The sequence below is a fragment of the Streptomyces sp. NPDC126497 genome (genome assembly GCF_040302425.1).
In the GTDB taxonomy this organism is placed as follows: Bacteria; Actinomycetota; Actinomycetes; order Streptomycetales; family Streptomycetaceae; genus Streptomyces.
In genome coordinates this window covers 53437-76948 of sequence record NZ_JBEORT010000007.1, presented here as the reverse complement: position 1 = coordinate 76948, position 23512 = coordinate 53437, and the positions used below count along the sequence as shown (strand labels likewise).

Here is a 23512-nt window from a genome sequence, read left to right as displayed (position 1 = left end):
GTCGAACCACCGGAGAAACACATGAGTCAAGGACTGACGGTCGCCTTTCTCGGCATCGACGGCATCGGCAAGAGCACCCTGTGCCGCGCCTTCGAGGAACGCGTACGGAGCAGCGGACACGAGGTGGTGACCGTCACCTGGCGCTCCGCCCTGGAGGAGACCGGCGAGCCGTGGCCCGCCGTCCCGCTCCAGCAGCTGTGGCTCGAATCGTTCCGCACCCTCTACGGGGCGGGCGTGCGCGAGGGCCGACCGTTGGACATACCGCGCGGATACGACGAGTGGCGGGACAACGACTGGGAGCGCCGTCTGGCGGCGGAACCCGTGATGGAGAACCGTGCGTCGGGGGCTCTGGCGGCCGCCTTCGTGGAGATCGCGGGCAACGTCCTGCTGGCCTCGGAGGTGACCCGCAGGGCACTGGAGCGGGGTGCGATCGTGGTCCAGGAGTCGTATCCCATCAAGCACGTCCTGAAGGAACTCGCGGTGGCCGAGCGGCTCGCCGCCGGGGGCGCCGACGACCCGGCCGCCGATGCCGTCGGCGAGCTGGTCGGCATCGTGCGGGGCCTGCTGAACACGGTCTTCGGCTCGTCGCTGCTCCGTCCCGACGTCGGCATCCTCGTCGACGGCCCGTCCTCGTACGCCTACCGCTGGCGCACCGCGCAGAACGGCGCGGTCGGCGCGCTGGAGGACTACGGGGCGGCGGGAGAACGCAGCGAGGAGTCGTTCAGCCGTCTGCAGGACGAGACGGCCAGGCTCTTCCGCGAACACGCCGACTCCTGGGGCTGGATCGTCCACGAGGTCGACGACGGCGGCGTGGACGCCAACACGGCCCGTGGCCTGGAAGCCCTGTGCGCGCACCCCGAACTGGCACGGCGCCTGGCCGCCCCACCGCGCCCCGCCGACGTGATCGCATGACGGCACCCGTCGCGACGCCGGCGGACACGCGCGTGCTGCGTGTCCTGGTCACGTCCTCGATGCTCTCCAAGGTCGCGGACTGGCAGCTCGGCATCGTCATTCCGCTGGCCGTGCTGGCCGAGTCGGACTCCGTCGCCCTGTCCCTCGTCTCCTTCGCGCTGCGCGGCGTCACCTATGTGGGCTCCCCGTTCCTCGGCGCGGTCATCGACCGCTTCGACAAGCGCACCGTCTTCGTGCTCGCCCAGCTGCAACAGGCCGTGTGCCTGGTGCTGCTGGCGGCGACGCTCTCCCACCCGCTGGTCGTCGCCGCGTTGGTGCTGCTGTCCGGAGTCGGCGGTGTCGCGAGTACCATCACCGGACAGTTCGTCCTCATCCCGAAGCTGATCGCGGCGCCCGCGCGCCCGGCGGCCGTGGCCAAGCTGAACGCCGCCATCGAGCTGTCGAAGGTCATCGGACTCGTCCTGGGCGGAGCCTCCTTGAGCCTGCTCGGTGCCGCCCCGGCCTCCCTGGGCATCGCCCTGCTGTACCTGTCGGCGGGCTGCGTCGCGCTCCTGCTGCCCAAGGTGGCGTCGAGCCACGGCCGGATGGACATCCGGCGCGATCTCGCGATCGGCTTCCGCTGGGTCGGCAAGCGCGGGATCCTCTGGCTCGTGGTGACCATGTCGATGACGAACCTCGCCATCGGCCAGCTGGAGCCGGCCCTCATCACCGAGTTCGGGCACGAGGGGATGAACACCACCCTGATCTCCGTGGTCATCGCGGTCGGCCTGCTCACAGGTGCCGCGGCCAGCCGCCTCGCACCGCACATCCTTCCCTCCCTCGGCCCCGAACAACGCATCCTCGCCGCGCAGGTGATGGGCCTGGCGGGCCTGGTCCTGGTCGCCACACCGGCGCTGCCCGTCCGGATCGTCGGCTTCATGGTGGAGTGCTTCGCGGTGGCCGTCAGCAACGTGGCCTCGATCACCTACCGGCACGAGACGATCCCCGCCGACGTCGCGGGCCGGGCCAACGCCACGATCCGCATGTTCATCACGGGCGCCGCCCCGCTCTCCGGATTCCTCTACGCCTGGTCGAGCCGGTTCAGCGGCTACCGCTCCTGGCTGCCGGCCCTCGTCCTGTGGACCGTCGCGATCGTCATCTGGGCCGTGTACACGCGCCGCGCCGAACGCGCCCCGGCCGCACCACCCTTGGAAGGAGCCGCCCGTGGAGATCACTGAACAGGACCAGGTCGTCATCGCCCAGGTCGACCGGGAGGAGGCGGAGCACCAGACCTGGAAGAAGGCGGACGCGCCCATCGACATCGTCAGGCTCACCGACTCCGAGGACCTCGACGAGGCCACGCTCTGCGACCTGGGCTTCGTGGCCCGCCCGAAGTGGCTGAACTGGTGCGCCCCCACGCGGGCCTCCCAGCAGGACTTCGAGGCCGCCCTCTCCGGCACCGAGCGCAGGAACATCCGTCTGGGGCGCAGAACCGTGCAGGACGAGGGCATGCGCATCCGGATACGGAAGGGCCTCACCGAGGAGTACGTGGACGAGTTCCTCACCGTCTACGACCGCCAGATCGCGGGAATGCGGCGCGGCAAGAACTTCGCCCGCCGATGGCGTGACCGTCTGCTCGCTGCGGCCGGCGAACACGTCGGCGTCAGCGTGCACCAGGGCACCACGATGATCGTCGGTTCGCTCTGGTGGGCCCGGCCCGAGCCGTCGGTCCTGCAGATGCGGTTCTCCGCGGCGGCGCCCGACGCCCGATCGGGCCGCGTGATGCGGGCCGCCTACACGGAGGCGTTCCAGTACGCCCGCGACCAGGGTCTGACCCATGTCTCCCTGGGCAACGACCCGTCCCTCTTCGGGCACGTCGTCCAGCCGGGCCTGTTCAACTTCAAGAGCCGCTTCGGCTTCGCCCCCGTCCCCTCCCAGGTCCTCGACCCCTCCCTCGCAGGCGAGTTCGCCGACCGGATCCTCCGACTCGACGCCCTCTCGGACCCCGCGCTCGTGGTCACCTGGGGCAGCCACCGGGGGGCGTCGCCGTCCTGGCCCGACGCCGCGCGGAAGCCCGGACACGACCTGCTCGTACTGTCCCGGGCCCCCGGTGCCGCATCGGCCGACCGCTTCCGCACGGACGGATTCCGAGAGGTCCGCTCGGTTTCCGTCGCCGCGGGCGGGTCGTCCGTCACGCCTGCGACCGGTCGGCGGAGCGACGGACGACCCAGCGGTGGTGCGGAGCGCCCGGGAGCGGGGCGGACCGGCCAGGACCGGCCGGACGGATCCCCGGACCGCCGGCGGCGTGGATGACGGGACGGCGGCCGGGACGGGCGCGCCGGGCCGTGTCGAGGTCCCGTCCGTCGGACCGCCGGCGGCCGCCGGCACGACGGACCGCCGGTAAGCTGCGGCGGTGCGTACGGTCGAGCTTCTGTTGGACGAGGCGGCGGAGTCGGCGGTCCGGGAGGCCTGGCGGCGGCTCGCGGACGCGGGGCTGCCCAGTCAGGCACGTCACCGCTCACCGACCAACAGCCCGCACCTCACCCTGGCCGCCTGCCCGGAGTTGACCGCCCCGATCCGCTGGGAGCTCGCCGAGGTGGCCGCCGCCCTGCCGCTGCCGGTGCGGTTCACCGGAGTGGTTCGCTTCGAGCGGCCCACCTCGGTGCTGGCCTGGGCGCTGGACTGCGACGCCGCGCTGGCCGGTCTGCACCGCCGGGTGTGGGAGGCGGTGGCCTCGGACAGCCCGCCCGGCACCCTCAGCCCGTTCCACGCTCCCGGGCGCTGGAGTCCGCACATCACCCTCGGCCGCACCCGGCGGGCAGGCGCCTTCGCCGACCGGCACCTGCCCGGACTGCTGCCGGCGCCGCCGATGCCGGCCCGGCTCGTCACCCTGCGCAGCTACGACACCGGGACCGGCACCGTAGAGGTGCTGGAGCCCTGTCCCTGAGAGGCCTCCGGCTTCCGCTTCCGGCACCCCGTCAGGACGGTGACCGCCGGTCGCCTCCGCCCCCGCTTGCGGCGGCCGCCCCGCCGCAAGCGGGGACGGGCGTTGCCGGCGGTCCGGGTGTGGTCATGCCGCGGCCGACGCGCCTGTCAGCAGTCGGCCCATGGCGGCCAGCACGGACGGTTCGACGCGGTAGTAGACCCAGGTGCCGCGCCGCTCGGAGGTGAGCAACCCGGCCTCCTTGAGCTTCTTCAGGTGGTGGGACACCGTGGGCTGGGAGACGCCGACGTCGGAGATGTCGCACACGCACGCCTCTCCGCCCTCGTGGGAGGCCACGGCCGAGAAGAGGCGGAGGCGGACCGGGTCGCCGAGCGCCTTGAACATCCGCGCCGCCGTCTCGGCCTCCTCGGCGGTCATCGGCCGCTCGGTCAGCGGCGGGCAGCACGGCGTCACACCCTGACCGTCGGCGGGTCCGAGCAGCGGCAGCGCCTTCGCATTCGACATGTGTCTATGTTGACACACGTCGAACCAGTGCGGGGAGGGTCGTCGCCGGCACGTGGGGCGGGCGGCCGGGCGCCGGGCCGCGCGTCCCGGCCCGCGTCGCGCGGCGAGTTCGACGACGGGCTGCGCCGCCACCCCGCCCGACGGACACCGGCCCCGGCACGCAGCCGACGTGGCCCTTGCAGTGCCGGCCCGTCGACGGACCCCTCAATTTCGATGAATGTCTATGTTGACGTTCATCGATGCAGATGTCGCGGCGATCGAGCGGGCGGGCGACGGCCGCCTGATCCTGGTCGGCGAGGACGGGCGCCGCCTGGACCCGGTCGACGAGGTGATCGTGCTGACCGGCTTCCGCCCCGATCCGTCCTTCCTCTCCGAGGTCCGCCTGGGCCTGGACGAGCGCCTTCAGGCGCCGGTCGCCCTGGCGCCGCTGATCGATCCCAACCAGCACTCCTGCGGCACCGTCCACCCGCACGGCCATCGTGAGCTCTCCCACCCCGAGCAGGGCGTCTACCCGGTCGGGATGAAGTCCTACGGCCGCGCTCCGACGTTCCTCGCGATGACGGGCCACGAGCAGGTCCGCTCCGTCGCCGCCGCGATCGCCGGCGATCTCGAGTCCGCCGACCGTGTGGAACTGACCCTGCCCGAGACCGGAGTCTGCGGGGGCAGCGGCCTGTTCGACGCCCCTGACGCCGCTCAGGCCGACGGCGGCTGCTGCGCGCCCGCGCCGCAGTCCGTCCGGCTCGGCACGCTCGCGGCAGCGGGCGCCGCAGCCGAGGCGGCCCCGGCAGGCGGCTGCTGCGGCTGACCCGCCACTCCGTTCACCCCCGCTGTCCGGCGAAGAACTCCGTGAGGGAGGCGGCGAGTGCCTCCGGGGCTTCCTCGGCCACGTGGTGCCCGGAGTCGATGCCGTGGCCGTGCACGTCCGGAGCCCACTGCCGCCAGATCTCCACCGGGTCCCCGTACAGGTCCTCGAGGTCGTCCCGGAGCGACCAGAGGATCAGCGCCGGGCACTGGATCCGTGTCCCGGCGGCGCGGTCGTCCTCCTCGTGCCGCCGGTCGACGGTGAGGCCGGCCCGGTAGTCCTCCAGCATCGCCCGTACCACGTCGGGGTTCCTCATGGCCGTGCGCCACTCGTCGTGGTTCTCCTGCCCCATGGTCCGGGGATCGCCGCGGTACCAGCTGTCCGGATCGGCGTTGATGACCCGCTCGGGGACGTCCGGCTGGGCGAAGAAGAACCAGTGCCACCACTGCGTGGCGAACTCGGTCGTGATGCGGGACAGGTGCTCGGTGAGGGGCAGACAGTCGATCAGCGCCACCCGCGAGACCACCTCGGGGTGATCGAGGGCGAGACGCAGCGCGACAGCGCCTCCGCGGTCGTGCCCGGCGAGCGCGAACCGGGCGTGGCCGAGGGAGCGCATCACCTCGACCACGTCACCGGCGACGGCCCGCTTGGAGTACCCGGTGTGGTCCGGGGTGGGCGCCGGACCGGTGGATCGGCCGTACCCCCGGAGGTCGGGACAGACCACGGTGAAACCGTGCCGGACGAGGAGCGGGGCGACGCGATGCCAGGTCGCGGAGGTCCGGGGGTGGCCGTGCAGCAACACCACCGGTGGCCCTTCTCCGCCGTGGCGAACGAAGACCGACGCCTCACCGACCTGGACCCGCCCGGTCTCGAAGTCCTCGAACACGGCCCGAACCTCCTGCCCTCGTTGGTGCACCGCCCACGGCGCCCTGCAGGCCCGGGGTACGTCCTTCACTCGTCCACGAGGCCCCGGACCGACAGGCGGCGCACGTCGCCCCCGTGCCGACGAGTGCGGAACCGACACGGACTTCCGCATGCCCCCGCAGACCTCGTGAACACCACCGCCTTGCTCGCCGGCACGGGACCTGCACCACGCCCCTCGCACACCGAAGGCGGGGAGCCGCCGTCCAGGAGCGGTTCTCCGACCAGCGGCCGGTGGTCCGGCCTGCGCAAAGGCTCGCCCTGCCCGAGGGACGCGGCTCCGTCGAGCCGCACCGACAGGGCCCGCCGGTTCGGTCCGGCCGCCCCGCGGGATCAGGCCGGCGGATCCGGTCGGCGCCGCCGCTGCCCCAAGCGGGTGGACTCGGCGATCACACCGCCGCACACCGTCGCAGGCCCGGCCGGCCCGCTCCATGATGGCCGCACACCTCCGGGCAGGCTAGGAGCCATCGTGACAGACATCGCCGACCCCCGAAGAAGCGCGATCACCGAACTCATGCGGGTGCCTGCCGAGGAGCACGGCGAACTCTGGCTGAAGGAGGCGCTGCAGCAGGCCATCATCCTGGAACTCGCCACACTCCCGCCCTACTTGTGCGGCCTCTGGTCGATCGCCGACGAGGACCAGGGGTCGGACGTCTTCCGGATGATTCACGCGATCGTCTTCGACGAGATGTCGCACATGGGGCTGGCCTGCAACATGCTCACCACCATCGGCGGGGAGCCGCAGATCGCTGACGGCAGTCGCGTACCCGTCTATCCGGGGCCACTGCCCGGTGGTGTGCAGCCCGGCCTGACGGTCTCGCTGATGGGGCTGAGCAAGGAAGCCCTCGACATGTACTCCCGCATCGAGAGGCCCGACGACCCCGTCACGGAGGAGCTGGAGGAGCACACCTCGATCGGGGCCTTCTACCAGGCCATCCTCGAGGCCTTTCGCTCCCGGCCGGAACTGATCAAAGGCACCCGGCAGCTGACCAGGAACATGTCGTCCCACGGTGCGGGGAACAACATCGTCCGACTCGCCTCACTGGACGACGTCGAGGCGGCCGTGAAAATCATCAAGGAGCAGGGCGAGGGCACCGCCGCGTCACCGGAGAACCCCTTCCCCGGCGACACCGGAGAACTCGCCCACTTCTATGCGTTCCGGGAGATCTTCCACGGGCGCAGACTGATCCGCGTGCCGGGCGATCCGACCCGGTTCGACTTCCAGGGCGACGAGATTCACCTACCCCGCACCCTCCCGATGGGAACGGTGCCGGCGGGCGGCTGGGAGCAGGGGGGCGTCCCCGTCCCCGCCGACGTGCGCACGAACCTCGACACCTTCAACCGCCACTACAGCGCGTTGCTCCGCTTCCTGCAAGGTGCCTGGCGGGCGGAGCAGCCGAACACGGCGGCGCAGATGCTCGGCCGGGCGGTGGCGCACATGTTCGACCTGGGGGAACCCGCTCGGGCTTTGATGCGCACGCCGCTGCCCGACGGGAGCGGACGCACCTACGGACCGGAATTCCGCTACGTCGAGGACGAACCCTGAGTCAGGACGCTCGCGGAACCAGAGGAGCCGGTTGCCGGCGTACGCGGTCGCGTCACGTGCGGTCCGGCCGGTGCCGGCGCGGCGCACGCACACCCGGCGTCCGTCCCGGTGAGCCGGCCGGCCGGGAAGGCGGGCAGGTGATCGGGACCCTGCACCACCGCGCGAAGGGCACCGGCTGCGCGCTGCGTCACGAGCGGATCGCGATCCGCACCGGCGCGCGCCCCAGGCTCCCGGCGACAGGGGCCGTTCGTTCCACGGTGCTCGGCGAGGAGGACGGTCCCGGTCAATGCTCCGTAGGCCGGGCGGTCGGCCCGTCTCCGGCGGTGCGCGCCGGCAGGAGCGGTTCGGGCGCGGGCGGATTACTGCCGTGGGGACGTGTGACGGCCGTCGGCCGCGCCGGGATCCGACCGGATCGCGGGTCCCGTTGGAGTGCGGGCAGGACCAACTGCCACCAGTCGGGAAGGCGGCCGGTGAGGGCGTGAGGGCCCTCCAGCGCCTCCGTGAGCGTGCAGAACCCGAAGAAGGCCCGGACCAGGGTGCGGGCGGTGGCGGCCGGGCGGACGTCGGCGGCCAGATGCCCTCCGGTTCGGGCCTGGGCGAGCAGACGCGTGGCTGCGGTCGTCCAGAGGACGAAGGGGTCGGGAAGGTCCACGTTGATGGTGTGGCGCTCAGCCCACAGGCGGGCACCCGCGCGCGTCAGGGGGTCTTCGGCGAGGGCGCGGGCGATCTCGTGGCTCAGTGCGACGAGGCGCTCCAGTGGCGGCACGCTCCGGTCGCCGTACCGCGTGACGAGGTTCGGCCAGGTCGCGAAGCCGTCCTGGACGACAGCCAGGGCGATGCCTTCCTTGCTGGCGTAGTGGAAGTAGACGGATCCGCTGGTTCGGCCGGACCGGGCGCTTATGTCGTTGACACTCGTGCCCGCGTAGCCCTGCTGGGCGAAGAGACAGGCGGCTGCCTCCAGGAGTGATCTGCGGGTTGCTCTGGCCCGTTCCTGCAAGATCTCGTGCACCTCAGTTCGGCTCCGTAGTGAACGCCCCAAAATGTAGTGCGCCCGCGTACGCCTGGAGCAATGAACCGTCAGCCTCGCACGGTGATTGCGCATTTCTTTCGAATCTGAACACCCGCGAGTGGAAATTGGCTTCTCGGGCGTCGCCCCCGGTTCACCGGCCGAATTCCCCGCCACATGGCGACGTGTGATCCGTCGCCGCGCGCTTCTGCCGCAACTCGCTTTCGCACAGGCATCAATGACGCCTCGTCAGGAGGTCGTGGGCGGTCGACCGCGGTGACCTCCTACACCTTGGCCGCTTGACGGTCGAGTACTCGAAATGGTGATTGCATCACTTTTCCGCGCCTAAATATCGTAGTGGCTGCAATGTTTTCTCTTTGCGGCTGATGCCCCGAAACGCGAGCCGTCTCGCCGGTCGAGCCGTCTCGCCGTTCGAACCGTCGACGGAACGCCGGCTTTTCCTGCGGCCCGTCGTCGAGGGCCGCACCGCCTCACCCCGCGGTCCCACGACTCGAGTGACCGCCCCCGCCCTCTCCCCCAGGAGGACCCCATGGCACCGACGCTCCAAGCCCTGGCGAACTGGTCGCCCGAGGCCATCGTCTTCGACTGCGACGGCACACTGATGGACACGGAACGTCACTGGCAGGATGCGCGCAACCGTGCCTTCCGCGAGTTCGGTCTGCTGCCCCCGCCGGGTTTCGCCGAGCGCGCCAAAGGTGTGCACTACGCCGACTGCGGCCGCCTGATGGCCGAGGAGACGAACAAGCCCGAACTGGCCGCGGACCTGACCGCGGCGCTGCTCGGACACTTCCTGGCCCTTGTGGCGGAGGATCCGCTGACGATGCCGGGCGCCCGTGAGGTCGTAAGTCTCCTCTCCGGGCGGCTGCCGCTGGCCGTGGCCAGCAACTGCCCGCTCGAGGTGGTGGAGGAGAGCCTCGGTCGTGCCGGACTGCGCCGCCACTTCCGCCACGTCGTCGTGCCCGCGATGCCGCCGGGGGAGCCCGCCGCGCCGGAACCGGTGAGCGACGGGGAGCGGCCGAAGGTGGTACGACCCAAGCCGTGGCCCGACGTGTACACCACGGCGGCACGACTGTGCGGAGTCCTCCCGGAAGCCGCGCTGGCCGTCGAGGACTCCCTCACGGGGATCGAGTCGGCGTGGCGCGCCGGCCTGCGGGTGCTCGGCGTGGGTCCGCTGCCGGACGACGGGAACACCGGGCATGCCGATGCCTGGGCCGTGACTCTGGATTGCCGGGAGGTGCTGGAGTGGGCGCGGGGCCGGCGGCGCACCTCGCCACCGGGCGCCGGGCAGGACCGTGAACGCGACGAACCGTCCTGACGCGGTGCCCTGCGCGGTGAGGCGGACGAGTCGCCGGCAGCGGCACACCGCCACGGCGCGCCGGGATCGAAGGCGATCACGTCCAGCCGTCCCGCTCACCGGCAATCGTTCCCCGTGTCATGAGAGGGGCGTGCTCCGGGAGAGGGCTTCGCCAGGGCATGAGATCTCCGGGAGCCGTCGGCGCCGAGGAATCCCCAAGGCCGTTGAGCGCCGGAGCCGCACGACGAGGCGGTGGGGGCCGGCTGCCGTGCGACTGCCGCGCGACCGGGTGTGAACACCGGGAGAGCAGGGAGCTCCGCCGGGGCAGGGGGACCGGACGGGTCCCCCTGCCCCGGCGGAGCTCGGGTGGCCGGGCGGCGGGTCTCACCGGCGCCCGGCCGGGGTCGGTGCCGTGTGCGGCGCTCTCCGGCTCAGCCGAAGTTCACGTCGCTGCACCACATGTAGGCCTGGTCGAGGTGCGAGGCCTGCCAGATCACGAACAGGATGTGATGTCCGGTGTAGCCGGAGGTGTTGACGTTGAACCTGATGTCCTGTGCCGGGGCGTAGCGGCCGGTCTGCGTGATGAAGTCGAGGTTGCCCCAGCCCAGGGTCTGGGTCTTGGGGTTGAAGCCCTGCTTGCTCACGTAGACCCTGAAGTAGTCGGCACCGTGGGACGCCTGGTCGTGCAGCTGGACCGTGAAGTTGTTGCTGATGTTGGTCGTCTTCCACTGCCCGGGCTTGTTCAGGCTGGCGTTCCTGGAGAGGTTGTTGCTGCAGAGGGTCCCGTCGGGGGTCCGTGCCTGGAACTGGCCGCCGAGACCGTCACGGAGCGCGCTCATCCAGTTCCACATGGTGTCGGGATTGGCCTGGAACGCCTGGTAACACATGGGGTCTTCGGTCTGCATGGCCGGGCTCATGTGGTTGCTGCCCCACGTCTTCCAGCACTGGTACGCGCGGGTGGCGGGGCTGATGATGGTGCCATGAGCTTGGGCGGGAGTCGACCAGGCCAGTGCGCCGACGACCACGGCGAACAGCATGACGAGCGCCTGGAGAGGCCGACGCAGGGACGACCGTGAACGCCCGGTCAACGGACTCTGTTTGCGCATGTGGGGGGAACTCCTTCCAGTTGCAAGACTGTCATGGGAGCGCTCCCAACAGTACGTCTTCTGGATGAAATGTCAATGAAGCAAACGGAGTTGGTTGAAGGGACGGGTGACGAGCGGGGAAGCTGCCGTGAGCCGGGGGCCGGAACCGTCCCCGGGACCGGGAAGCGAGGACGCGGCCCCGGCCGATCACGCCCGGGTCCGTCTCCCGTGCGCCGACCCGGCCGTTCCGGACAGGGCCGCCCCGCGGCGAGCGGGCGGCACGGGCCGCGGCTCGGCGGTCGCCGGTCCCCACCGGCGAGGGTTCCCCCCCGCCGGGCTCTCCGCCCTCACCCGCGTAGCGGCCACCGGTTCGACGATCCGTACCACTGCATCGGTCAACGCGCCTTCCCCGACTGGGAATCGAGCCGGCGAACCCCGTCGAGGCGGCACCGGGGGCATGCCTGCCCGAAGAAGCCCGGTCATGACGTCCGGAGGACACCGGGTTACCGTGACGCCGCGTCGACTCGCGGTCTTGCGGATCCGGATCAGTAGGGGAGACTGCCTTCACGGCCGGGGCCGCCCGGTCCCCGGCAGCACCACGTCAAGCAGGTCGGTTCACCGCCACTCCACCGAGACGAGGTCCCATGAACCGAAACCGAGCCACCGTCAGCGCGGTCGCCGTGACCCTGTTCACCGCCGGCCTCGCCGTCGGTCCGGCAGCCACCGCCGCCGAGGCGAAGGCCCGCGTCGGAGCCGACTGGGCGACTCAGTCGATCGTCTTCACCGCCGCTGCGGGACAGGCCAACAACCTCAACGTGTTCTCCATGTACACCAGCGACGGGATCCGGCGGATCGGTTTCAGCGACGTGGTCCCGCTCGAACCGGGCGACCACTGTGCGTACTCCAGACCCGAGGACACCACCTCCGTCGTCTGCGAACTGCCCGCCGACAGCCCCCGGCCCGACAGGATCGACGTCCTCCTCGGCGACGGCGACGACACGATCGCCGCCTTCACCCCGGGGGTCGGCACCGTCAGAGGCGGCCCCGGCGACGACGAACTGCACGCCCACACCGCACGCAGGGTGCTGGGCGACGCGGGGAACGACATGGTCATGGGACCCGCGGCCCTGCACGGCGGCGACGGCATGGACCACCTGATGGGTGACAGCGGCAACCAGCAGATGTGGGGCGGCCGGGGCGACGACATGGTCGAGGGCTACGGAGGTGACGACATCGTGCACGCCGGCCCCGGCGACGACCACGCCATGGGCGGGGACGGCCGCGACATCGTCCTCGGTGGCCCCGGCGACGACACCCTGGACGGCGAAGGCGGCGACGACCTCGTCTGCGGTGGCACCGGAAAGGACACCCTCGAAGGCGGACCCGGTCGCGACATCGTCCTCCCGTGAGTGCCGCCTCCGTGCCCGAAGGCCCCGGCCTGCGGCGCGAACGGCGTCGCGGACGCCGAGCCGCCGCCCCGGTGAGGGCCGACCCGGGGTGGGAAAGGGTTCATCGCGTCAGCCGCTGCCAGGCGGTTCCTCCGGATGGGGCCGGGGAGTGTTCTCCGTCCGCCTCGATCATGTGCACACACCGTGCGAAAGCGGCCTTCATGTATCGGTGCCACAGGGGAGCGAAGGGGCCGGCGAGGACCCGACCGTGACCCGGGAGTGTGCGTCGGGGGCGTCCTGTGGCGTCGCCGTTGCCGGGAAGCGGGGGCGTCACGGCGTCTGCCTGAAGCCCAACCCGGCGTCCTTCGGCCGCAGCACCTTGCGGCGAGCCCGGAGGAAGGCCGTACCCGTCCACGAGCGAGCCGTCCGTGGACAAGGCTGCGGTTCGGAGCGACATGAGGATCCGGACGCGGTCGGCGATGGCGCGCCGGGCGACGTCGGAGTCGAAGACGATGGAGTCGAACTCGTGGGGGCGCCGGGGCGCCGGGGGCGCAGGTGGAATCCGACCGGCACGTCGGCGCGGCTGAGCGTGACGGCGTAGGCGGCGTCCTCGTCGCGGAAGGCGTCGAGCCGGCCGACCTCGGTGTAGGCCGGCGGCGGGCCGGTCGCGTCCTCGAGCCGGGCCGGGGCCGCCGTTGCCGGGACGTCGGCCCCGGCGGCGGCTTCACCGAGCAGGGCCGGCCAGGCGGTGAGGCTGTCGTCGTAGGACCAGCGGACGTGACCGCTTCGCTGCTGCGCGGGCCGGCCGTGGCGATGACGTGGGCACCGGCGTTCTTGGCCGGCCGTACGGCGCAGCCGCCGACCGCGCCGCCGGCGCCGTTGATCAGCACGCGTTGCCCGCCCGTCAGCTTGCCGTGGTCGAACAGCGCCTGGTGCGCGGTCAGGCCCACCAGGGGCGACGCGGCGGCGTCGGCCGGAGGGTGTCTACGGCTCCACCCGGCGGTCAAGGAGGCCGTGAAAGGCTCGGCGGACGGACTGTGCGGTCGATGGGACCGACGGGCGGTTGAGCAGTGGCCAAGCCGAGTTGCCGGGTGCCCGACGACGGAATCCTGGCCGGTCATGGGCACAGCGATGAGTTTTCGCGGCTTGGAGAGTCTCATCACCGTCATCGACAACGCAGGAGGAAACACGTGGCCCAGCTACTGAGAGTCCAGAACTTCAACGTCTCCAGTGACGGCATCGGTGCCGGCGAGGACCAGAGCTTCGAGAACCCGTTCGGTCACGGTGTCGATCCCGCAAGGCTGTTCGCGTGGGCCGGTGCCACGGCCAGCTGGCCCATGCGTACCGATCCCGGGGGCAGCCGTGGCCTCGACGACTACTTGACGCGGGACTACGCACGCAACATCGGCGCCGAGATCATGGGCCGCAACAAGTTCGGGCCCCAGCGCGGCCCCTGGGAGAACCATGAGTGGCGCGGCTGGTGGGGTGGCGAGCCCCCGTTCCACACCCCGGTGTTCGTCATGACGCACCACGAGCGCCCTTCGTTCACGCTCTCCGACACCACGTTCCACTTTGTTGACGGCGACCCGGCCGCGGTCCTTGAACAGGCGCGGGAAGCGGCTCGGGGTCAGGACGTGCGCCTCGGCGGCGGGGTCACCACCATCCGGCAGTTCCTCGACGCCGACCTCGTCGACACCATGCATGTGGCGGTCTCACCGGTGAAGCTCGGATCCGGACTGCGGCTCTGGGACTCCCCCGATGAGCTGCTCGACCGGTTCCACCTTGAGGTCGTCCCCAGCCCGAGCGGCGTGACGCACCACCTGTTCTGGCGAAAGTGACACGAGGACTTTGCGACGTGCCCTCTTCGGAGTGGATGCACTGCTCCGTCCGCCCCGCGACGGCAGGGTTTGTGCGTCGATCACGGTCCTGTCGGGAGGCCGGGGTGGGTTTGTCGCGGACGGAACTGTTCGCCGCGATCCGGAGGGACAAACGTCTCGATCCGGAGATGCCGCAGCGGGCACTCGCGGAGAAGTACGGCGTGCACCGCCGGACGGGAGGTCACGCCCCACGACGGCGCCGGGGGCCGCGCGGATCCGCGCGACGTGGTGCTCGATGTCCTGGGACCGCGTGACATCCCGGTCCTCGCCCAGGTCGACACCGGTGGAACCACCCGGGCCGGGCCCCTGTGCGCACTCCACCGGCCACCGAGCGGACGGGGAACAGCCGGCCGGACGGACGAGGCGCCGCCCTCCTCCAGCGGCCGCACTCCCGCAGGGGGCGCGACAGCGCCCCCTGCGGGGGGTCGCGGCCACGCGCGGCGGTGTGCGATGGTGGACGGACAACGAGACCGGCCCGCACCCCGGGGTGCGGGCCTTTTGAGGAGCCGGGCGTCGCCCCCATCCCGGGTACCCGGCCCCTCACCATCGTCGTTCACCCCCTCCACTCCCGGGGTGCTTCGCCTTTGGGCTCATCAACCCCCGGAAGGGGGCGCGCTCACCGTGAACATCACCACCACCATCGACGACACATCCGCACGCATCACCCCGTACGGGGACATCGACCTCGACACCCTGCCCCCGCTGCGCGCCGCCGCCGACGCACTGCCGGCACGCGTGACCGACCTGATCTGGGACCTGAACCACACGGTCTTCATGGACACCGCCGGCCTCCACCTCCTCTTCACGCCCCTCCCGGCCGACGGCCCGAACCGCCGCACGACCGTGACGGGACTGCGCCGCCAGCCGCTGCGCCTGCTGCTCCTGGCCGCCGACCTGCACCCCGCCACCTTCGACCTCACCCGCCTGTTCCCCGACACGCCGCCCATCGGCGCCCAGCGGACGGCCCCTGAGCGCCCCTGACGGCGGTGATCGCGCACGCCCCGCGTGTCGGTGTCCGGTCGGTGCGGCGCCGCCGCGAAGCCCGGCCCCGCGGCGGGCCGGAAGCCCCGGTCGTGAAGAGGCCGGCGTCGCTGCCGCTGCTGAGCGACGACCTGTCCGCCGTGCTGGAGCGTGAGCCGCTCAAGGGTCCGCCGGCACACGGCCGGCCGGAGCGGACCTGGACCCCGTCGCGGATCAGGACGCTGTCCGGGCGCCGATCCCACTCGGCAAGAGGTCAGTCGGGCCGCTGGGTGCGGCGACGGCGCTGGACGAGCAGCACGCCGGCTCCCGTCGCCACCGCCGCAGCAGCCACGCCGGCGGCCGGAAGCACCGAAGAGCCGGTCCTTGCGAGGCCGCCGTCGCTCGTCGGCCCGCTGCTTGCCGTCCCGCCGGTGGCCGTGGAGGACGATCCGCCGTCCGAGCCGTCGGTCGAGGTGCCCGTCGAGCCGTTCGAGCCGCCCGTCGACCCGTCCGCGCCGCTGGTGGAGCCGCCCCCCGGACCGTCGGAGCCCCCCGACCCGTCCGAACCACCTGCCGAGCCGGAGGAGCCACCATCCGCGACGTCCAGGGTGATGTCGGCCCGGTCGTTGGCCTTGTCGGGATCGAACGGCCGGGCTTCGCTGCTCAGGGCTATGGACCCCTGGGCGCCGGGCACCCGTTTGTCGATGCGCAAGTGGAAGGTGTAGGTCTCCCCGCTGCCCTCGTGGAGGGACCGCATGCCACAGAGGTACGCCCCGTCCTCGGCCCGGCAGAAGGTGCCGCGCTTGACGACCGACGTTCCGGGGGGAGGAGTGATCACCACGCGGACGGCCCTGTCCCCTTCCCTGGGCCACACCCAGGCGGGCCCGGCGTTGGTGAACCTCACCTTCATCGTGACCGTGTCCCCGACGCTCCCCTTGAGCGCGGCGCCCGTCACCTGGTAGTCGGCCGTGTTCACCGTGGTGACGGGCACGTCGACGATGCGCGCCGACCTCCCGCTCCCGGCCTCCGCCGCAACCAGCTTCACCGGCGATGCGGTTCCCGCCACCGGGTCATCGCCGTTTTCGTCGGCCCCCGGATCGGCACTCTCGACACGCAGGCGCATTTCGTCGTTGAGCGCGCGGTCCAGAGCCGTGACGCGCAGGGGCCTGTCGGTCGTGTAGACGGCGCCGGGTTCCACCGCCTGGTCGAACGCGCACACCGCAGTCCACCGCTCGGGCATCTCGTCGTAGGGCCGCACGTGCTGCACCTGGCAGTTGGAGGGCACCTGGGCGAAGTCGAGTCCTCGGGTGACGGAGTAGGCGACCCACACCTTCCCGGCCGTCACCGTGCCCTTGTTCGCCACGGTGGCCGTGACGTCGATGCCGTCTCCCGGCCTCAGCCCGCTGACCGGCGCGATGCCCCCGACGACCAGGTCGGGGGCGTCCTCTTCGCCGTGGGCCGCAGGTGCGGCGGCCAGTGCCATGAGACCTGCCGTGCCGAGGACGGCGACGGAGGACCGGAGGGTGCGACGGGCTGGTGAGGGTGTCGGCACGGAGGAATCCTTTGCTGGGGACGCGAGGGAACGGACGGTGTCTCGCGGGGGAGCGGTCCCCGCTCGCTAGACTCCTGCCGGCCGCGAACGGTTGCCCGTCCGGCGCCCGGCAGCCGCTGCCGGCCCGTGGATCGAGCGGTGGGCAGTCCCGGCGGGGCGCCGCAGGCGAAGCCGTCACCGGCGCGGGGGCGCGGCGGACGCGGTCGGGACCACCACGTCACCCTCGTCACCGCCACCCAGGCCTTCCCCGCCCTCCGGTGGCTCGGCCCCGAAACGCACGCCGGCCCGACCCCCTTACCAGGTCCTCCACATCCTTCAGAGTGGCTGTCGCTCGGGACTGGTCCAAGCGTTTGACGGCCCGTTCGCCGGTGGTGCGCTTCTCGTACGGCGCCCTGTCGAAGCCAGGTGGCCGCCCGCCGCGTGAACCCCTGCGCCGGCGGGCGGCCTGGCCGGCGGCCTTCTCCGGGACGGCGTGCCGGATACCGCGGCGCCGCGGGTACTCGCGGCAGCGGCCGTTGCTGCAGGCCTTGTCCGCGGCGCGACCGTCCGTCCCGGGCCGGGGAGCGCGCATTCTCTCCGGCACCGGCTTGAACTACCGGGTGCGGTCCGCTCGCCGGTCCGGTGTGACCACCAGGGACGGCGGACGGCAGCGGCCATCCGCACTCAGGTGGGGACTGGGCGCGAACCCACCGCGCGAACGGCCCGGGCCCTCACCTCCGGCACCCCCTCCGCCGGGCGGGCGGGTGAAAGGCGCCGATCAGTGCGGAGAGGCCCGCGTGCTCGCCTCGGCGGTCCGGCGCAGGATCGTCTCGGCGTCGTCGACGATCCGCCGCACGATCTCGGCTGCCGGAAGGATGTCATGGACGAGGGCCGCGGACTGTCCGGTGAACGGGAGGAGCTCATGTCCTCGTCCGGTGAGCATGGCCTCCACGATGCGGGGACCGGCTTCGGCCGGCTGCACCCGCTCGGGATGCGCTTCCACATCCTCGAGAAAGGCGGTGCGCAGCGACCGGGGGAAGCCGTAGGCGTCCGGCCGTGAGAACGGCGGCATGAACCGGTCGCTGTGCGCCAGCTTGATCGTGTCGCGTGCCTCGGCGGCGACGATCCGGTCCTTCCACTCCTTGGCGATGTCCATCTCCACCGACGCGAGCAGCCGTGTGCCGATGGCCACGCCCTGGGCTCCCAGGACAAGCGCCGCCGCCAGCCCCCGGCCATCGGCGATCCCGCCCGCGGCGACGACCGGAGTTCCTGCCGCGATGTCCACGACCTGCGGCACCAGCACTACGGTCGACACCTCGCCGCCCTGGCCGCCCGCCTCGCCGCCCTGGGCGACGACGACGTCCGCACCCGCGCGCACCGCCTGCTCGGCCTGCCGGACATCCATGACCTGTTGAATCCACAGGATGCCCGCGTCATGGGCGCGCTCGACCAGGTCGTCGGGGACACCGAGGTGGAAGGAGATCGCGGCCGGACGCTCCTCCAGCGTCGCCTGGAACGCCTCCTCGTTCAGGGGGCGCAGGGTGTGGTTGACGGCGAAGGGGCGATCGGTCAGCTCCCGCATGCGTGCCCACTGGCGCCGCAGGTCGGCGACCGGGCGCACCGCGGTGCCCAGGCTGCCCAGGCCGCCCGACTCGCAGACGGCCGCGGCCAGCTCGACCTGGTCGAACGGCCCGTAGGGTGCGCCGATGAGGGGCACCTCGACACCGAGCACGTCGCACAGTCGCGTCCGGAGCACTGTCCCCTCCTCCCTGCACTGCGATCGAGCGGAGCGGAGCCGTTTTCTCCATCCTGCCCCGGTGACCGGGTTTGCGCGCGGCGGCCCGGGGCGGCGGTGGGGGTGCCCGAGGCGGAGTTGCCGGCCGGTGCCGGGGACATCCCGGAGTCGATCACCGATCCCGCGGAACGTGGACCGAGGGTGTGGTTCCAGCAGGTTCCGGAGCCGAAGGTCGCCAAGAACCGGTGGCACTTCGACCTGAAGGTCGGTGGGGGCCGTGACGTCCCACTGGACGTTCGTGCGCAGCGGGTCAAGACCACGGTGGAACGGCTGGTCAAAGCCGGCGCCACCGTGCTGCGGATCAAGGACGAGCCGGACATGGGGCTCTACGCCGCCGCCATGCAGGACCCTGAGGGCAACGAATTCGACGTCGTATGAGGGCCCTTGCGGCGGTGCTGCTCGCAGCCGTTCGCTGATGGCTGCGACCAGCACGGTCACCTCGTGGCGGACGGAGGGTTCGGCGTATCTCGTGGCCACCGCCCCGTGCCTTTCAACTGATCGGTTCAGGACGAGTGCGGTTCGGAGGCTCGGCAGGTGGGCCGGCGGGCGGCGGAGTGCCGCAGGTGCCGGATGATCCCGTGTCCGACGGTCCGTGGGATCGTGCCGCTCCGCTGCTCCCTCCTCGCCCGCCGCGGCGTCGGCGGTTCCCCGACCGGATGCCGGCGGATGACCGGGCGACGCTGCGCAGGCTCGTCCCTGTCCTGCGCAAGGGGGTGACCTGGGCGGACGTGCCGGGCGAGACGGTCGGCTGCAGTGGGGTGACGCGCCGGCGGCCCCTGCGGGCCTGGACCGGGGCCGGACCTCTCGCACCTCCCGGTCCCCGCCGCCCTCGCCGTGTCGGCGGGGGCGGCCCCGCACCGGCCGGAGGCGGTCCCGGCCGGCAAGGCGTACTCCTCATGAGCGATCCGCGCCCACCTGCGCAGGCGTGGGATCCGCACGGTGGCCCCTGTCCCGGCGGACCAGCAGGCTCACCGGCTGCGGCGGGGCATCGCCACTCGTCACGAGAAGACAGCGACCGTCCACCCGGCCGGACTCCCCGTCGGGGGCGTCCTCATCCGGTCCGCCCGCTGGACCGAAACCGTCTAGTGGCGGATGAGCCGGGTGAGGGTGACCCCGTTGGGGAAGGCGGTGCGTTCGGCGACGTCGAAGACGGTGGGGTCGAAGGCGCCGTCCACCACCGGGACTCCGGTGCCCGCGACGACCGGATAGGTCTTGATCAGCAGCTCGTCGATCTCGGGCGACAGGGTGCCCGCGAGCCGACCGCCCCCGCAGAGCCAGATGTCCAGGCCGGCGCCCACCTCGCCCTTGAGCTCGCGGACGAGGGCGAGCGGGTCGCCCGGCACGACGGTGACGGCTGGGTCGGTGTCGGGCTTGAGGGTGGTGGACACGACGTACTGACGCAGGTGCGTGTACGGGCTGGTGATCCCGTCGTCGAGGGCGGGGCGGTAGGTGCCGAGGCCCATGACGACGGTGTCGAAACGCCGGTTGGGCGCGTCGGCGACGCCGACGGCCGCGCGGTGGGCGGTCGGGACGGTCTCCGGGTACAGCGCGTTCACCCAGGTCGCGTAGGCGGCGGCCTGCTGCTCATCGCCCTGCGGAAAGAAGTCGAACTCGCCGCCGGGGCCGGCGATGCGGCCGTCGAGCGAGACGCCGATGTAGTACACGAGCTTTCGCACAGTGGTCCCCCGCATGTAGTACTCCGCTTGAAGTGGTCTGAATGTAGTACTACGCTTGGAGTGGTGTCAATGGCGAGGCGGAGTGATCGGCGCCGCACGGCCCTCGTCGACCCGAGCCGGCGGGCGATCCGGCCGACGTCTGCTCCCCGGCCGCGCGGGGGAGCGGACGTCGCACGTGCGTGAGGTCGCCGGACCCCGGATGCGTCGGCCGACCGGGGCGACCGGCCCACCCTCCGCCAGGGGGCCCCGCGGTCCTCGTGGTGCGCCGCCGTTTCCGGTGTCGCACCCGAGGGAACCCGGCGATGACCCGACGTGGAAGGTGCAGACATGGCCAGCCAGGAAGACCGCCACGAGGACGGCTACGACCGGGCCCGCGACCCCGAGGAGCCCGGATCGCACTCGGGTGCCGAGAGCCAGGCCCGGGACCGTTCCCTCTCAGGCACGGGGAGCAGCAAGGAGGGTTACCAGCCGGGACGGGGCACGACGGCGGGCAGGCCTCTTGAGGGTGTCGAGTCCGAAGGGGGCGCCGCACCCGAGGGCGGCGACGACGAGGAGTCCACCGGCCGTGGCTGATGCGCACGGCGCACCACCCGGTCTCCTGACCACGGGTGAACTCGCCTGACGCCTGCCCCTCGGCCGCCGCCCGACGCACCCGCCGCGGCGATTGGGATGAAATGGGTTCAAATGGCACTTCAGGACAATGGTGCTGGGAGCCGACCCGAGGACACGCCCGAGCCGTGCACCATGACCTCCGCCGTCGCCATCGTCGACGAGCGAGGGGTGATCACGGGATGGAGCGAGGGAGCCCGGAGCCTGCTCGGTCACGTACCCGGGGAGGTCGTCTCACGCCCCGCGGCCGATCTGCTCGCCTCACCCCTCCCCCCGTCGGCCCTGCGCCGTCTGGCGGAGCAGGCACCGTGGCACGGCGTCGTCCCGGCTCGACACCGGGACGGCCGGACGCTGGACGTGGTGGTCCGGGCCTGCCCGTGCCCGGTCGGGGACGGACAGGCCCAATGGGTCCTCACCTCCCCGGTTCCGGACGGCCCGAGCCCGTCCGGGGAGGAGAACACCCTGCTGAGGGATCTCACCCTGTCGCAGCTTCCGGTCGCCGTGGCGTTCTACGACCGGGACAACCGGGCGGTGGGGGCCAACGACGTGATAGCCCGGATAGTGGGCCTGTCCGAGGAGCGGATACGGGGGCGCCGCCTCAGGGACTTCCTGCCCAGCCCGGCGTACGACGAATTCACAGAGCTCCAGGAGCAGGTGGTGCGCACCGGGGAACCCGTGCACGTGGTCCGGTACCTCCGAGCCCCCGGCGAGTCGCGGGGCCGTGCCTGGTCCGTGTTCCTCTCTCCGCTGAAGAACCACCTCGGCCAGGTGCGGGGATCGTCCGTGGTGCTTCTCGACATCACCGAGCAGTACCTGGCCCGCCAGCGGCTGCAACTGGTCAATGAGGCCGGCAACCGCATCGGCAGCACCCTGGACGTCGCCCGCACCGCGCAGGAACTCGTCGACGTGGTCGTCCCCCGGCTCACGGACTACGCGTCCGTCGATCTGCTGGAGTTCATCCCCCGCGGCGAGGAGCCGCCCGACGGCCCGCTGCGCGGCCCGATCACCATGCGCCGGACCGCACGGCAGGCAGAGAGCGATGTCCTCCTCGGCACCATGCTCCGGTTGGGGAGCAAGGTGGAGTACCCGGCGTTCGCACCCACGGCCGAGTGTCTGGCCACCGGCCGTTCCGCGGTGTACGAGGTGAACGACTCCTCCATGGCCCGATGGAGGGCCCAGGATCCCGAGCGGGCCACCCGGCTCCTCCGGTCCGGGGCGCACTCGGTGATGGTGGTGCCGATGCGCGCCCGTGGTGTCACCCTCGGCTCGGTATTCCTGGGGCGCACCCGGCACCCGGAGGCGTTCACGCAGGACGACGTCCTGCTGGCCGAGGAGATCACGGCCAGGGCCGCGGTGTGCATCGACAACGCCCGTCGCTACACCCGTGAGCGCAACACGGCCGTGACCCTGCAGCGCAGTCTGCTGCCCATGGCACTGCCCCACCGGCCGGCGCTCGAGGCCGCCTCCCGCTACCTGCCCGCCGGGGGCCGGGCCGGCGTGGGCGGCGACTGGTTCGACGTCATCCCGCTCTCCGGCGCCCGGGTCGCCCTGGTGGTCGGTGACGTCGTCGGCCACGGAATCCAGGCCTCCGCCACCATGGGGCGGCTGCGCACGGCCGTCCGGACCCTGGCCGACATCGACCTGCCGCCCGACGAACTGCTCACCCACCTCGACGACGTCGTCATCCGCCTGTCCTGCGAGGCCGCGGCCGATGCCGACATCGCCGGAGACATCGGCGCCACCTGTCTCTACGCGGTCTACGACCCCGTCTCCCGCCGCTGCTCCCTGGCCCGTGCCGGCCACCCGCCGCCCGTCGTGGTGACCCCGGACGGCGAAGCGGCCTTCCTCGACCTCCCCGCGAGCCCACCGCTCGGCCTGGGAGGCCTGCCCTTCGAGGCGTACGAGGTCGAACTGCCCGAGGGCAGCCTCCTCGCCCTGTACACCGACGGCCTCATCGAAGCCCGCGGCCATGAGATCGACGAGAGGCTCGGTACGCTGCGCCAGACCCTCACCCGGCCCGCGCGGACGCTGGACACGCTCTGCGACGACGTGCTCGCAACGCTGCTGCCCACCCCTCCCGACGACGACGTCGCCCTGCTCGTCGCCCGCACCCGCGTCCTGGGAGCCGACCAGGTCGCCACCTGGGGTCTGCCCCCGGAACCCGTCGTCGTCGCCCGGGCCCGCAAACAGGTCACCGACCAGCTGACGGCCTGGGGGCTGGACGAGTCCGCCTTCGTCACCGAGCTGGTGGTCAGCGAGCTGGTCACCAACGCCATCCGCTACGGCCGGCCCCCCATCCAGCTGCGGCTGATCCACGACGGCAGCCTCGTCTGTGAGGTCTCCGACGCCGGCAGCACCTCCCCTCACCTGCGCCGCGCCCGCTCCTTCGACGAGGGCGGACGCGGATTGCTCCTCGTCGCCCAGTTCGCCTGGCACTGGGGCACCCGCCACGCCGCGCAGGGCAAGACGATCTGGGCCGAGATACCCCTGGCGGCCTGAGCGGACGCGACCGGCCGAGACGGAGTGCACCGCGCTGATCGGCGATCGGCCTTCGCCGATGACGCGACACACCTGGGGAGCGCGGCCCCCGCGCCCGCCGCCCCCTGGACAACCTCACCGCCGGCACGCACACGATCGGCGAGCAGATGATCGAAGGCACGCC

Annotated in this window: 18 protein-coding genes and 4 pseudogenes; 15 read left to right on the top strand and 7 right to left on the bottom strand. The window is 72.0% G+C overall.

Annotation, left to right across the window (positions count from 1 at the left end; all coding sequences use genetic code 11):
• Positions 1–21 precede the first annotated feature (21 nt).
• From ABTY20_RS06465 to ABTY20_RS06450, 4 genes are all read left to right on the top strand, one after another.
• The gene (locus ABTY20_RS06465) at positions 22–912 is read left to right on the top strand and encodes a hypothetical protein (protein ID WP_351995832.1); all 891 of its coding nucleotides are present in this window, start codon (positions 22–24) and stop codon (positions 910–912) included.
• Positions 909–2129, top strand: coding sequence for an MFS transporter (locus ABTY20_RS06460; protein ID WP_351995831.1), 1221 nt, complete (start codon positions 909–911; stop codon positions 2127–2129). Before ABTY20_RS06465 ends, ABTY20_RS06460 begins: the two co-directional genes overlap by 4 nt.
• Entirely contained in the window at positions 2116–3204 is a 1089-nt protein-coding gene (locus tag ABTY20_RS06455; protein ID WP_351995830.1) for a GNAT family N-acetyltransferase, read from the top strand. The genes ABTY20_RS06460 and ABTY20_RS06455 overlap by 14 nt, the downstream gene beginning before the upstream one ends.
• 100 nt (positions 3205–3304) lie before the next feature.
• Positions 3305–3838 carry a 2'-5' RNA ligase family protein gene (locus tag ABTY20_RS06450; RefSeq protein ID WP_351995829.1) on the top strand — a complete coding sequence of 178 codons (534 nt, stop codon included), beginning with the start codon at positions 3305–3307 and terminating at the stop codon, positions 3836–3838.
• Positions 3839–3961: 123 nt separating this feature from the next.
• Here the strand turns inward: ABTY20_RS06450 and ABTY20_RS06445 are convergent, their stop codons facing one another.
• Complete coding sequence (locus tag ABTY20_RS06445) at positions 3962–4339, bottom strand: ArsR/SmtB family transcription factor (protein WP_351995828.1); 378 nt, start codon at positions 4337–4339, stop codon at positions 3962–3964.
• Positions 4340–4592: 253 nt separating this feature from the next.
• Between ABTY20_RS06445 and ABTY20_RS06440 the strand changes: the two are divergent.
• A pseudogene (locus tag ABTY20_RS06440) lies at positions 4593–5144 on the top strand (flavoprotein); the annotation flags it as partial.
• 13 nt (positions 5145–5157) lie between these two features.
• Here ABTY20_RS06440 and ABTY20_RS06435 read toward each other — a convergent pair.
• Positions 5158–6027, bottom strand: coding sequence for an alpha/beta fold hydrolase (locus ABTY20_RS06435; protein ID WP_351995827.1), 870 nt, complete (start codon positions 6025–6027; stop codon positions 5158–5160).
• Positions 6028–6531: 504 nt separating this feature from the next.
• On the opposite strand from ABTY20_RS06435, the gene ABTY20_RS06430 reads away from it, so the two are divergent.
• On the top strand, positions 6532–7608 hold the full coding sequence (locus tag ABTY20_RS06430) for a ferritin-like domain-containing protein (protein ID WP_351995826.1): 1077 nt from the start codon (positions 6532–6534) through the stop codon (positions 7606–7608).
• Between the two features lie 283 nt (positions 7609–7891).
• On the opposite strand, the gene ABTY20_RS06425 is transcribed toward ABTY20_RS06430, so the two are convergent.
• A complete protein-coding gene (locus ABTY20_RS06425; RefSeq protein WP_351995825.1) occupies positions 7892–8617 on the bottom strand; it encodes a ScbR family autoregulator-binding transcription factor in 726 nt (241 codons plus the stop codon).
• Positions 8618–9164: 547 nt separating this feature from the next.
• On the opposite strand from ABTY20_RS06425, the gene ABTY20_RS06420 reads away from it, so the two are divergent.
• Positions 9165–9950, top strand: coding sequence for an HAD family hydrolase (locus ABTY20_RS06420; RefSeq protein ID WP_351995824.1), 786 nt, complete (start codon positions 9165–9167; stop codon positions 9948–9950).
• A 410-nt stretch (positions 9951–10360) separates the two neighbouring features.
• Here ABTY20_RS06420 and ABTY20_RS06415 read toward each other — a convergent pair whose 3' ends face one another.
• Complete coding sequence (locus tag ABTY20_RS06415) at positions 10361–11035, bottom strand: lytic polysaccharide monooxygenase auxiliary activity family 9 protein (RefSeq protein WP_502991751.1); 675 nt, start codon at positions 11033–11035, stop codon at positions 10361–10363.
• A gap of 623 nt (positions 11036–11658) precedes the next feature.
• On the opposite strand from ABTY20_RS06415, the gene ABTY20_RS06410 reads away from it, so the two are divergent.
• The 3 genes from ABTY20_RS06410 (at position 11659) to ABTY20_RS06395 (ending at position 15260) form a co-directional block, all read left to right on the top strand.
• Positions 11659–12423 carry a calcium-binding protein gene (locus ABTY20_RS06410; RefSeq protein WP_351995823.1) on the top strand — a complete coding sequence of 255 codons (765 nt, stop codon included), beginning with the start codon at positions 11659–11661 and terminating at the stop codon, positions 12421–12423.
• 1169 nt (positions 12424–13592) lie between these two features.
• On the top strand, positions 13593–14240 hold the full coding sequence (locus tag ABTY20_RS06400) for a dihydrofolate reductase family protein (RefSeq protein ID WP_351995822.1): 648 nt from the start codon (positions 13593–13595) through the stop codon (positions 14238–14240).
• Positions 14241–14900: 660 nt separating this feature from the next.
• The gene (locus ABTY20_RS06395) at positions 14901–15260 is read left to right on the top strand and encodes an STAS domain-containing protein (RefSeq protein ID WP_351995821.1); all 360 of its coding nucleotides are present in this window, start codon (positions 14901–14903) and stop codon (positions 15258–15260) included.
• A gap of 253 nt (positions 15261–15513) precedes the next feature.
• On the opposite strand, the gene ABTY20_RS06390 is transcribed toward ABTY20_RS06395, so the two are convergent.
• Together ABTY20_RS06390 and ABTY20_RS06385 are read right to left on the bottom strand one after the other, a co-directional pair.
• Positions 15514–16722 (bottom strand): hypothetical protein, encoded by a 1209-nt coding sequence (locus ABTY20_RS06390; RefSeq protein WP_351995820.1) that lies wholly within the window; start codon positions 16720–16722, stop codon positions 15514–15516.
• Positions 16723–17548: 826 nt separating this feature from the next.
• Complete coding sequence (locus ABTY20_RS06385) at positions 17549–18526, bottom strand: NAD(P)H-dependent flavin oxidoreductase (protein WP_351995819.1); 978 nt, start codon at positions 18524–18526, stop codon at positions 17549–17551.
• A gap of 93 nt (positions 18527–18619) precedes the next feature.
• On the opposite strand from ABTY20_RS06385, the pseudogene ABTY20_RS06380 reads away from it, so the two are divergent.
• From ABTY20_RS06380 to ABTY20_RS06370, 3 pseudogenes are all read left to right on the top strand, one after another.
• Positions 18620–18943: pseudogene (locus tag ABTY20_RS06380) on the top strand (VOC family protein); the annotation flags it as partial.
• A 134-nt stretch (positions 18944–19077) separates the two neighbouring features.
• Positions 19078–19353: pseudogene (locus ABTY20_RS06375) on the top strand (transposase); the annotation flags it as partial.
• A gap of 22 nt (positions 19354–19375) precedes the next feature.
• A pseudogene (locus tag ABTY20_RS06370) lies at positions 19376–19558 on the top strand (IS5/IS1182 family transposase); the annotation flags it as partial.
• Between the two features lie 89 nt (positions 19559–19647).
• On the opposite strand, the gene ABTY20_RS06365 reads toward ABTY20_RS06370, so the two are convergent.
• Positions 19648–20241, bottom strand: coding sequence for a dihydrofolate reductase family protein (locus tag ABTY20_RS06365; protein ID WP_351995818.1), 594 nt, complete (start codon positions 20239–20241; stop codon positions 19648–19650).
• Between the two features lie 327 nt (positions 20242–20568).
• Between ABTY20_RS06365 and ABTY20_RS06360 the strand changes: the two genes are divergently transcribed.
• Together ABTY20_RS06360 and ABTY20_RS06355 are read left to right on the top strand one after the other, a co-directional pair.
• Entirely contained in the window at positions 20569–20814 is a 246-nt protein-coding gene (locus tag ABTY20_RS06360; RefSeq protein WP_351995817.1) for a hypothetical protein, read from the top strand.
• 171 nt (positions 20815–20985) lie between these two features.
• Positions 20986–23349 (top strand): SpoIIE family protein phosphatase, encoded by a 2364-nt coding sequence (locus tag ABTY20_RS06355; RefSeq protein ID WP_351995816.1) that lies wholly within the window; start codon positions 20986–20988, stop codon positions 23347–23349.
• The last annotated feature ends 163 nt before the right edge of the window (positions 23350–23512 follow it).